The following is a 204-nucleotide window of genomic DNA, read 5'->3' on the forward strand; positions in this document are numbered from 1 at the left end:
GTTATTCCGTTTATAAAGCCTTGTATATAGGACTGTCTGTTCCCGTCTTTATCTACTCCTACTTCTGAAAGTCTTCTCTTTTCCGTCATTCCTATAAGCGGTTGTTCATTTTCACCCTTTTGTATTGATATTTCTATTATTGGAGCTTTATCTTTTCTTATTGTTCTTACTATTTGTTCCAATAAACCTCCATGATGGTCTCCT

General features: G+C 34.8%; 1 protein-coding gene. It reads right to left on the reverse strand.

Translation table 11 applies throughout. The annotated features are described in order from the left end of the window. Positions 1-182: hypothetical protein (locus EII29_RS11915; protein ID WP_148096466.1), on the reverse strand; the 182-nt coding region annotated here is incomplete at its 3' end. Positions 183-204: the final 22 nt, after the last annotated feature.

The organism is Leptotrichia sp. OH3620_COT-345, assembly GCF_003932895.1.
Lineage (GTDB): Bacteria > Fusobacteriota > Fusobacteriia > Fusobacteriales > Leptotrichiaceae > Pseudoleptotrichia.